Raw genomic sequence first — 10556 nt, 5'->3', positions numbered from 1 at the left:
CGGGCGGACGCCAATCCCCCCGGTGTTTTTCATGCCCGCCTGACGGATGAACTAAACAATGAAAGGAAATGATTAATTTTGACTCAAAGATAAATCTCCTTTACACACTTTTTGGGATACTACCTTTTGGTGCGATGTGATGTAGGGAAAAAGTGCTTTGAGTATTTGAATGTATATGATACTTCGATGTCCTATCGACATTTTTGGGTTTAACCAAACGGTATTACCTATTCTGAGGCATTAGTCTGTAAATCATGCTTGGTTTTATCGGACAGCCAACCTTTCAATACATTCAAAATAGAAAGGCTGCCCACTTAGGCAAACCCTTTGCCCCATAAAGGCATTCGCTTGGATCAAATACTGATTTATGACTCAATCTTGCGGTGTTTTTGTCGGACAACAGCAATAATATAAGATACAAAAAGGGCCCCCAACTTTGGGAGCCCTCTATGTCTTAGGGTTGACCGCCTAATCGGTTAACAACTCTGTTAGTTATTATTTATTCGGCGTTCATGATAACGATACGGTTCCATGCATTTTCTGCATAAACTTGTTCGTCAGAACCCTTCCATTCTATGTTGATGTTTTCAGGAGATACACCAAACTTGTCTGTAAGCATCTTAGCTACAGCCTTAGCACGGCGTTCTGAAAGCTTCATGTTGTATGCTGCAGTACCTGTATTCTTGTCAGCATAACCAACGATAGTAATCTTCTGGTTGTTATCCTTAGCGTATTGAGCTGTGTTGAAGATATTGATTTCTTGATTCTTTCTAATCTTAGCAGAGTTGATCTTGAAATAAACAACATTGCTTACAACTGTCTTAGAAACTTCTGTCTCAACTACCTCAGGGCATTCAGGACATGAAGCAGGACGTTTGCTCAATTCTTCGTTTTCTGCGCGAAGAGCACTCAAAGTTGAATTCAAGTCCTTGATTAGGTTGTAGTCCATAGGTACAATACCTTCCCAATCGCTCTTACCAAGATTGAATGTCAAACCTGCTGTGGCATATGATGTAATATCAGCTTTTCTCTGTCTTGCCTTTGTTCCGAAGAATTCAGCGCGAGAAACAACTGTTTGAGCTTCGAGGTTGATATCAATAACTTTTGAAAGCTTAAACTTAAGCATCAAACCTGCATTGATAGCCGGTGTGAAGTGAGCTTCATGAGACTTTACAACATCTTCCGGATTTTCCCATCCGTCTTTTGCAAAGTTAGCGACTGTTTCTTCGTTGAAGTCAACTTTTTCACCATAGTATTTTGTCGCAAACTTGTAACCAGCACCAACCCCTACGAAAGGAATGACGTGGAATACCTTGTTTGGACGATAAACACCAAAGTAATTGCAAAGGTCAAACATAAAGTCAAAGTGACCAAATACATAGTTTGACTTGTTTTCGATTGACTCTAGCTCTGACTTCAAATCACCGGGTTTTACATAGCGATTGTTGAAGCCTTTCATTTCCCATGCCATGAATTGTACACGTGTACCAAAGTATGGTTCGTGCCACTTACCGATAGCAAGGGTTGGAGTGATGTTTAGACGATCACCAAAGCTTTTTTGATCTCTATTATATCCGAATAGGCTGACTCCGATACCACCTTGAACGTCTATAAACCAATGGTCAGACGCTTTATCGCGAGCGAACGTGGTATACATGCCAGGCTTGTTCTGAGAAGTAGCTACTTCTTGAGCATTAGCTGTAAGAGTCATCGCTGACGCAGCGACAGCTAATAGCAATATACGTGCTTTCATATTCTTGTCTGTTTTTTTATTCTACGATTATTACTCAGTAAACGATCACTTAGAGCGCATGATTACAACGCGGTTCCAATCACGCTTGTCGTAAGGTTGTTCTGAAGCACCCTTCCATTCAATTGTGATCATGTCTGCAGGTACGCCGAACTTGTCGGTAAGAACTTTGGCAACAGCCTTAGCACGACGTTCAGATAGACCTTCATTGTAAGAAGCATTTCCTGTTGCATCTGCATATCCTGTTACAACAATAGGAGCATTGTTCTTCTTAACATACTGAGCAACATCATTCAATGTTACCATTTGATCTTTAGCAACTCTAGCGTTGTCAAATCTAAATTGTACAGATTTAGCACCAAGTAGATTTACTTGTTCAACAACGTCTTCAACTTCAGGGCATTCAGGGCAAGAAACAGGTCTCTTACCAAGCTCTTCGTTTTCAGCGCGAAGTCTGTTGATCTGTCCGTTAAGATCGTTTACGAGATTCATATCCATAGGAAGGATTTCGTTGAATCCCAAGTCTCCAAGTTTGAAATTCAAACCGGCTGTCACAGCTCCCATAAGTGGAGAGAAGTCGTTGCGATAGTTGTAGTTTGATCTATCAAGGTTGAACTCTGAATATGAAGCTTGAGCTTCAAGTACGATGTCCATTCTTTCAAGAATGTTAAACAAGAACATTACACCGGCATTTCCGGTAAGAGCGTTCTGTCTGTAGTCATGACCTTTGATAAATTTGTTGCTGTAACCAAGACCAACCCAAGGGATCAAGTGAAAGACTCTGTCTTCACGATAGGGTTTGAAGTAGTTGATCACATCAAACATAAAATCGAAATGTCCCATTACATATCTTCCGTGGAACATTTTCAGATCCTCTAATCCCTCTACGTTTTTGAACTCATGAGATACCCCTGCAGCGAGCTGTACTCTCGTTGCAAAGTATGGGTTATGCCATTTACCCACTGAGAATGTTGGGATAAAACTTTGTCTGTTTTCAAATTTAGCATCCTCATTGTCCTTCAAAAACATCATACTAGCTCCACCTTGGAGGGTAACGAACCAGTTATCATTACCTTGTCCGCGGGCATAAGCTGTATTCTTGGCCGGAGTCTGACCCAAAGTTGGTTCAGTAACCTCCTGAGCACTGGCATTTAGCGCAAATGCGCCAGCCAACGTTAGCATCAAGTACTTTACTTTCATAGCTTTAGTTTTCATTAATAGAGTTGTATTTCTTTTATTCTTTATGCAAATATAATTGATAACTTGGTATAGACAAAGAAAATATCGTTTTTTGTTAAATTTGTCTATCCAAACCAAATCGCATATCCATTCTGTTATTACCAACAGTTTTTACTTGTCATTTTTATCTTTAATCATCGTGATAGTCGTATCTCCATATCATTTGTAAAAATATCGTTAGAAACTATTTATCACCTATTCTGTGATTGTTTATTATCTGTTTAGTGATTGCTTGTTCGTTATTGTCAGACCTCTATTGGATTGTCATTGGGTGAATTGCACCCTTACTAATGATGGTTTCAATCTATATCCATCATCAATCTTTTGAGGTAGTCTTTAATATCAGTTATCGCTAAGAAAATTATAAGTAATTAAATATTTCTTACTACTCACCGACACAATTGCTGTTGTCCATCTCTATACCTTATTATATATGTGGTAAAGTTTGTCCATACAGATGCCGGACAGACGATTGGTGTATGAGACTGTTTCAATTTGTTGGCAGAAAAGAGATGTGTGGCGAGTCATCCTCATCGTAAGTTGTAGTATATGGCAACTTTCTTGAGATGTCGGACTACTCTAATCTATATTATTCTGCGATCAATTGTATGCGATGTTCTAAACATTATCATATGTTTATACCTCTTATTCTCATCTAATCTTATACTTTCCTCTGAAGGAAAAACGATCATCTCTTTGCACAAAGGTAATAATTGTTTATGGATAATATTGCATTTTTTTACTTGTTTCAAGAATGCTTTTGATACACTTCAATTCATTCTTCTATCTATTCATCTATCCATCGTTCCCTTTTTGCATTGTCCTCACCAATCAAGGTATATACATAATAGATGGCTCAAAAGCAGATTTGTTTAACCCTGATTTGTCGTTAGATGGCAAATCCTAATGACCGTCATTAGAAATTATCTTTCTTAATGCATTGTTTATCATTGTTTTACAATATTGCAAAATGATTGTCGTCCACCAAATTTCTCCACCATTTTGCTGCGATGTGATAAAGGGTAAAAGGGCTTTGAATATTTCAATGTATGTGATACTCCAATGTTGTATCGACATTTTGAGGTTTAAGAGCCCTTATATCATGTCTGTTTCAATCTTGAGTTTGGCATTTTGAGCCTCAAACAGCCATATTACTCAGAGTATGTTTGAGCAATTATTTGATTCTTACCTCCAACTTTTCTTCAAGGTATGGCAAAATCTCTTGCAACCCTGCATCTTTGAGAATGACCTTCTTGTCCTTATCCAATAGGTACAATGTCGGCGATGCCTTTAGGTCGTACAATTCATCTGAGAGGATTGTACCGTCTTTGTCTATCCCATTGACGGCATACTCCGGGATATTGCTTTCGTATTTCTCCCAAGTTTCGATATCCGGTTCTGCATAAATGCATACCAGTCTGACCTTTTGATTCTTGTCAAGAGCCTTAAGCGCAGGCAACCTCTTGATTTGGTCGATGGTCATTTCGCATGTATGGCATCCCGGAGTGTAAAACATTAGTATTGTGTACATGCCTTTGACAGCATAGAGAGTTGTCAGAGCTCCGTCTGTTCGCTGAAAAGCAAAGTTGATGGCTTTGTCTCCAACTTGATTCTTTTTGGCAAGATTTGCAATGGATTTCATCCTCTCTTGCATGGCATAATCGACTTTTGCTGATTTGCTTGCCCATTCTGCGATAGGAATATAAAACGATTCATTTCTCATTGGTGAGTTTGGATCGTAGAGGTATTTCTTGTACATCTCGAGGAAGAAGTGCAGCATCTTGTCATTTGAATTCTCAAGTGGCAAAAGGAGTGCAGGGATTTCATCTTCTACCGGGAAGCATAAAGCCAGTGCAATGAAGTTGGCAAAGCTCGCTTCCATTTTGTCCGGTGTTTTAAGATAAGTTGTGTCATTGAAGTTTAGTTGGTCCCAGAAGTGATTGATGATATAGTTTGCCTTTTCTCTCGGGTCTGAGATATTTTTAGGCACTTTAGGCATGGGGATTGCCAGATCCTCATCTATCGTAAGTTCCAGACTGTCTTGCTGAGACATCTTTTGGGATGTCTTTTGCTGTTGATCTTGACCTTTTTGTTTGTTGCTTGTACACGCACTGAGGGTGATGCAGCAGCAAATAAGCAGGTAGCCAACTATGATTATTCCTTTTCTCATCTTTATATTGCTATATATGTATGACATCTTCTAATCTTATCTTAAATATCAATCTTAGGAAATTTGATCGTCTCGGATATGGTAGCGCATCCGGCCGAATATCCAATCTATTGGTGAATGTACGATATAATTTTGACTCCGGTATCAAATACTTTGGGTGCGTCAAAATGTCACCCTCTCGAAATCAATTGTCATTTGTAAAAAACAATCGCTACCAGAGAGCTAAAACTCAATGATAGCGATTGCTTTGTTCGAAAAGAAAGGGTAGTGCTTATCGATATGAAATAAACTTCTCACAATTCGATATTTTACACAGCCCCTTCTCCCCTGTAAGAGACCTCCAAAGTCTGCAACTATTGATAATGGGGTTTATCCATTATTTAAGTGTGCCGGCCTTTGCCTCTTCAATCATCTTTGAGCTGGCCAAGATATAAACCTCTACACGACGGTTAAGTTTACGTCCTTCCGCAGTATCGTTGGAAGCGATAGGATCGCTGCTTCCCTTGCCAAGATATTCCATACGCTTGTTGCTGACACCTTGTCCAAGCAAGAAATCATACACAGACTTAGCTCTATTGACTGACAATGGGTTGTTGACTCTGTCTGAACCGGTGTTGTCGGTATAGCCAATAATTTGGATGTTGGTATCCGGGTTGTTCTGAAGGCTGGTAGCAAACTTCTTAAGCGAATTTCGGGATGCTTCGTTGAGGTCGTATTTTCCTGTCTTAAACAAGATACCACTATCGAAAGTAACACGGATAGCCTCACCATCATTTACTGCCTCTACTTTGGCATCGGGAAGCTGATTCTCAAGCTCTTTCTTTTGCTTGTCCATCTTGTGTCCAATCAAAGCTCCTGCTGTACCACCGACTGTAGCACCAATGATAGCGCCTACTCCGGTATTGCCGGCTACTTTACCAATCCCGGCACCAATCGCTGCACCTGCACCGGTACCAATGGCACCGCCTTTAACTGCGTTGCTAAGATCGCAACTTGCAAAAATGAGGGCAGCAGATAAGAGCGCTGCCATATAACCTACCTTTTTCATCTCCTTTATTTTTAGTTTTTTGTTATGAACAAATCTCGTCGCAATGGCGAGATCTGTTCGTTAATGAATAATTTATTTGGATGAAGTGCCGAGGTGCAACCAAACGATTCGACTGTTTAGATTATTTGACAATTTTGTCTGTCTTTAACGAACCGTATGGCGAAGCCACAAAGCATTTCGCTTATTTGGATTTGGAGAAATACTTCATAAACTGCATTCTCTCAAACATTGTCGCAGATTTGATATCGGATGCATTGAGCCTTCCTCTAAACTCTTCTACGGTCTGGTAACCCTTGCGTTGCATCCATTCTTCAATGCCTTTGAGAACTTTACCAATCACTTCCGGGCCTTCTTTGTAGATAGCCGAGCACATCTGAACGGCATCTGCACCTACCAAAATAGCTTTGATGGCCGCTTCTGCGCTATGTACACCTGTCGAAGCGCAATAAGATATTTTCTTGACTACTGCTGATGTGAGACCAATATATCTAAGCGAATCATGCAAATCAGCTTCTGTCGTAAATATCTTACCGGAAGTCAGGCACTCGTTTTCGATGTTTACATCTGTGCGATAGCTTCTATTGAAAAGTACCACGCCTTTTGCTCCGGCAGCTCTGAGTTTGTCAATGAGGGCCGGAATGTTAGATATATGACTCGAAAGCTTCACAGTTACGGGAATCTTAACTTGAGAAGCAATACCTTTGACTATGTCGATATATTGACTTTCAAAATTGTCTGAAGCTGCAAATAGGTCTGTCTCAAGACGCATAACGTTGAGCTCGATTGCATCAGCACCTGCACTCTCGATGTTTTTTGCAAAGTCTGTCCAAGCGTCAGCTCTAAAGCAGTTGATACTTGCGATCACGGGTACATCGCATGCGGATTTGATGTTTTTGATCAGTTCAAGATACTTGGCAATTTCTTCGCTCTTTACATATTCTGCAATATAGTCGGCTGCCTCCGGATAATCAGATGTTTCCATCATAGATGCACCCTGCATTTCTATTTGCTCTTCGAATAGAGACTTCAACACAATGGCACCTACACCGTTGTCTACCAATTTTTGTACTTTTTCGAGAGTAGCTGTAAGGCCGGAGCTCGCTGCAATAATTGGGTTTTTGAGCTTCAAACCGGCATAAGTCGTTGTTATATCTACCATGATAATTTATAGTTGTTTTTTCTTAATAATCGATTCTGAAGTAAGAATGTTGTCGCACCACAACCGCAAAACACACATTTTCCTCCCTAAGTAAGGTACAAAGGTAATTAGAAAATCAGAAGGTGCGTCAGTTTTGGTCAAAGAATGATGTTCAATAAACTCTCGGGCCGAAGATGGCGGTTCCTATCCTTACAGATGTCGACCCTTCTTCTATGGCCAGTTTGTAATCTCCACTCATCCCCATTGAGATTTGGCGGAAGTAATCTTTGTCTTTGAACAGGCTCTCTTTGAGCTCTTCATAAATCTTGCGTATATGAATAAAGTCTTGTCTGATTCGATGCTCATCCTCTGTAAGCGTAGCCATACCCATCACGCCACAAACGCGAATATGCGGATAATCGTCTGTCGTCGCAATCAGGCGTGCAGCTTCCATAAGCTCATCCACATCAAAGCCCGTCTTAGACTCTTCATCAGTTACATGAGCCTCCAAAAGAATGTCTATCCGACGATCCACCTTGGCTGCTTGCTTTTCGATTTCATTGAGGAGCTTGATGGAGCTGACACTTTCGATAATAGAAACAAATGGTACGATATACTTTACCTTGTTTCGTTGAAGCGTGCCGATAAAGTGCCACTCGATCTCGGGGCAGACTTCACGAAGCTCTTCTGCTTTTGCTACCATCTCTTGCACCCTGTTCTCGCCGAAAGCCCTTTGTCCTGCTTCATAAGCCTCCTTCAAATCTTCGGAGGGATGAAACTTCGATACAGCTACCAATCCAACGCTTTCGGGAAGATTGGATTTGATAGCTGACAGATTTTCTTTAATCATTCCTTAATTGTATTTTCAAATGGGAAAATATCCATAATTGTCGTGTCCGAAATGGCCGCAATCTCATAAGTGGCCATGCCTTTGTCCATCTCTTCTCTAAGTCTTGCAACGGCTCCTTCGAGTGAACCCGCATGCACAATCATATTGGCAGGAGACTTCTTTTCGGTGCCGGATTTCTCATCCAGTGTAATAAAGAGGACTTTTGCTTTGTAATAACGGTCGTCCATCTCATCCGTAGATTCAAAAATCTCTGCAATCTTGGCACGTTTGATATTGCTAATCGTAAACTCCCCAATGGATACAAACGGGGTTATTTCTTTCGTGATACGAGCTTCTGCCTCAGTAAAACTCAAGGCATCGACCAAGTAACTTTCGCTGACCTTCTTGGGTACACCCGTCTCTGTTGTTTTTTCGTATGAAACTTTACATTCAAACCAATTCATCTGTCTAAATACTATTGTTTATTCTATTGAAATAATACAAACGCAAACTGCGTCATGCAAATGTAACCATTTTATAAAGACATGGTCTCTTTTTGTGTTTGGAAAGTGCTTTTATCAAAACCAAACACTCTTATTCAGCTTCTGAGACAGCAACACTGAATAGAGGATATTGTGAGAAAAGGCATTCAGACACATTACGAGCAAAATTGGTGGCTTTCTCCTCCGGTAGGCTGATATTTGTCCCGTCGGCCTGCGCTTTGGTCCCCATATACTGATGGGAAGAGGCTGTTGTTTTCACTTCAAACACATCTTAATGCCACATATTGTAAGTCTGATTGGGCTCCTCTACTCTTTTATCTTCTCCATATCTCGTTTGGATTTTGATTTGGATACGAGCCAAACACCGCATACAATTAGGCATAAGGCAAACAGCTGACTCCATTTGAATACGCCCATCCCCATGATGATGCTTACGGTTACGGCAATAGTTGGCTGCACATAGTTGTATGAGCTGATGACGGTTGGCCGCAAAGTTTGTTGTGCAAACATCGTAAAGATGTAGCAAACGAACGTGCCAAGAAAGACGACATATAATATTCCGAGCCAAGTGGACAGTGGTACCGCACTCCATTGGATAGCTATTAGATGCTTTCCGGTAAGTGGCAACACCCAAAAGTTTGCCCAGAAAAACATCCATTTGTTGATTGTGAATATTGAATATTTACGAATGAGGGGAGTAAAGATAGAGAGGTAGAAGGCGAAAGAGAGCTGAGCCATCAGGCACATAAGGTCCCCCTTGAAGTTTCCCACTTTGATATCGGTGGCGGCAGCACTCGTCAAGATGAGTATGAGGGCTCCGATACATCCGATAGCGACACCCGAAACCTTTTGCTTTGTGATGGGCTCTTTGAGAATCAAAAAGGCCAAGATCATCGCAAAGATGGGCATTGAGGTGGTCATGATACTTGCATTGCCGGGAGATGTGTAGCTTAGACCGATCGTAAATCCACACTGATTGAGTACAAGACCGAAAAGGGCGGCTCCTGCAAGTTTGAATATGTCTTTTCGGGGTATATCCTCTTTGGGAACAAATAGAGAAGTGATCCAAAATAGGATGGCACCTCCAAAGACTCTGAAAGATACAAGGGTAATGCCGTCAATACCATTGTTCATGGCGAACTTGCCTATCGGTGCCATCAGCCCCCAAAAGGCACATGCCATAAACATTGCGATGTGAGCAAAAAGTGGTTTGTGATTCGTTTTCATACTATATAATAAAGAGAATGTTGCATGTAAATTTACGAACAAATTTTGTGACTTTGTAAAAGGATGAAACAGAGGGTACTGAGTTTGAAAGTGGAGTGCACTTTTCATTGATAATGGTCAAATTATTTACAGATAAACTGTACCATTGCGACATCATGAATAATATTCATTTGTTTTTTGCATACCTTTGCCTTTAAGGTCCGGTTTGTATGTGGTTCACCTTATAATATTGGGTAAAACTATGTGCCGAGACTTTTGATGGTTAGGTAAGATGTTGGCATTGTACTATATGCAATTTAATGTAGGATTGTGCCCTTGTTGGAAATGATGTTAGCATTGTGACAATCAATATTTATCAGCCGGCAAATCCTGCGGTTGCGCACATCGTGCCTATCGTTAGTTTTAACGGTTCTTTTGTTAAAACGGTATCGTAAATAAGGGATGAGGAGCGAAACATATTTTATATCTAAAATTTAACACTTTTGTAATGAATAAGATTATGGCTTGGGCCTCTATACTGCCTTGTTGGTAGTATCCCTAAAAGTGTGTAATTGAAGTTTATCTTTGAGTCAAAATTAATCATTTCATTTAATTGTTTTTCTCATCCGTCAGGCGGACATGAAAAACACCGGGGGGATTGGCGTCCGCCCGG

The 10556-nt window shown here is 40.6% G+C and carries 9 protein-coding genes; all 9 read right to left on the bottom strand.

Annotated features, from left to right (window positions below):
* Positions 1–499: 499 nt before the first annotated feature.
* Positions 500–1753 (bottom strand): OmpA family protein, encoded by a 1254-nt coding sequence (locus ACFO3G_RS05145; RefSeq protein WP_380078612.1) that lies wholly within the window; start codon positions 1751–1753, stop codon positions 500–502.
* Between the two features lie 45 nt (positions 1754–1798).
* Positions 1799–2965 (bottom strand): OmpA family protein, encoded by a 1167-nt coding sequence (locus tag ACFO3G_RS05140; protein WP_380078610.1) that lies wholly within the window; start codon positions 2963–2965, stop codon positions 1799–1801.
* 1198 nt (positions 2966–4163) lie between these two features.
* Positions 4164–5159: a DUF5106 domain-containing protein gene (locus ACFO3G_RS05135; protein ID WP_380078608.1), complete on the bottom strand. Its 996-nt coding sequence runs from the start codon at positions 5157–5159 to the stop codon at positions 4164–4166.
* 376 nt (positions 5160–5535) lie between these two features.
* Positions 5536–6207: a YiaD family glycine zipper/OmpA-like lipoprotein gene (locus ACFO3G_RS05130; RefSeq protein ID WP_380078606.1), complete on the bottom strand. Its 672-nt coding sequence runs from the start codon at positions 6205–6207 to the stop codon at positions 5536–5538.
* Positions 6208–6388: 181 nt separating this feature from the next.
* Positions 6389–7366, bottom strand: a complete 978-nt coding sequence (locus tag ACFO3G_RS05125) for a dihydroorotate dehydrogenase-like protein (RefSeq protein WP_380078604.1) — start codon at positions 7364–7366, stop codon at positions 6389–6391.
* A 151-nt stretch (positions 7367–7517) separates the two neighbouring features.
* Entirely contained in the window at positions 7518–8195 is a 678-nt protein-coding gene (locus ACFO3G_RS05120; RefSeq protein WP_380078602.1) for a YggS family pyridoxal phosphate-dependent enzyme, read from the bottom strand.
* Positions 8192–8638: a DUF4494 domain-containing protein gene (locus tag ACFO3G_RS05115; RefSeq protein WP_380078600.1), complete on the bottom strand. Its 447-nt coding sequence runs from the start codon at positions 8636–8638 to the stop codon at positions 8192–8194. The genes ACFO3G_RS05120 and ACFO3G_RS05115 overlap by 4 nt, the downstream gene beginning before the upstream one ends.
* Positions 8639–8768: 130 nt before the next feature.
* Positions 8769–8936, bottom strand: a complete 168-nt coding sequence (locus ACFO3G_RS05110; protein ID WP_380078598.1) for a hypothetical protein — start codon at positions 8934–8936, stop codon at positions 8769–8771.
* A 47-nt stretch (positions 8937–8983) separates the two neighbouring features.
* Positions 8984–9904, bottom strand: a complete 921-nt coding sequence (locus ACFO3G_RS05105; RefSeq protein WP_380078596.1) for a DMT family transporter — start codon at positions 9902–9904, stop codon at positions 8984–8986.
* Positions 9905–10556 lie beyond the last annotated feature (652 nt).

Source organism: Falsiporphyromonas endometrii, assembly GCF_042654485.1.
GTDB classification, from domain to species: domain Bacteria; phylum Bacteroidota; class Bacteroidia; order Bacteroidales; family Porphyromonadaceae; genus Porphyromonas; species Porphyromonas endometrii.
Note: the sequence above shows the minus strand (reverse complement) of the source record. Positions and strands in the feature narration are given on the sequence as shown.

Excerpts from the sequence above, each read along its gene's own strand:
- ACFO3G_RS05145 (WP_380078612.1), bottom strand. The coding sequence starts at position 1,753 with ATGAAAGCACGTATATTGCTATTAGCTGTCGCTGCGTCAGCGATGACT.
- ACFO3G_RS05115 (WP_380078600.1), bottom strand. The coding sequence starts at position 8,638 with ATGAATTGGTTTGAATGTAAAGTTTCATACGAAAAAACAACAGAGACG.
- ACFO3G_RS05140 (WP_380078610.1), bottom strand. The coding sequence starts at position 2,965 with ATGAAAACTAAAGCTATGAAAGTAAAGTACTTGATGCTAACGTTGGCT.
- ACFO3G_RS05130 (WP_380078606.1), bottom strand. The coding sequence starts at position 6,207 with ATGAAAAAGGTAGGTTATATGGCAGCGCTCTTATCTGCTGCCCTCATT.
- ACFO3G_RS05125 (WP_380078604.1), bottom strand. The coding sequence starts at position 7,366 with ATGGTAGATATAACAACGACTTATGCCGGTTTGAAGCTCAAAAACCCA.
- ACFO3G_RS05135 (WP_380078608.1), bottom strand. The coding sequence starts at position 5,159 with ATGAGAAAAGGAATAATCATAGTTGGCTACCTGCTTATTTGCTGCTGC.
- ACFO3G_RS05105 (WP_380078596.1), bottom strand. The coding sequence starts at position 9,904 with ATGAAAACGAATCACAAACCACTTTTTGCTCACATCGCAATGTTTATG.
- ACFO3G_RS05120 (WP_380078602.1), bottom strand. The coding sequence starts at position 8,195 with ATGATTAAAGAAAATCTGTCAGCTATCAAATCCAATCTTCCCGAAAGC.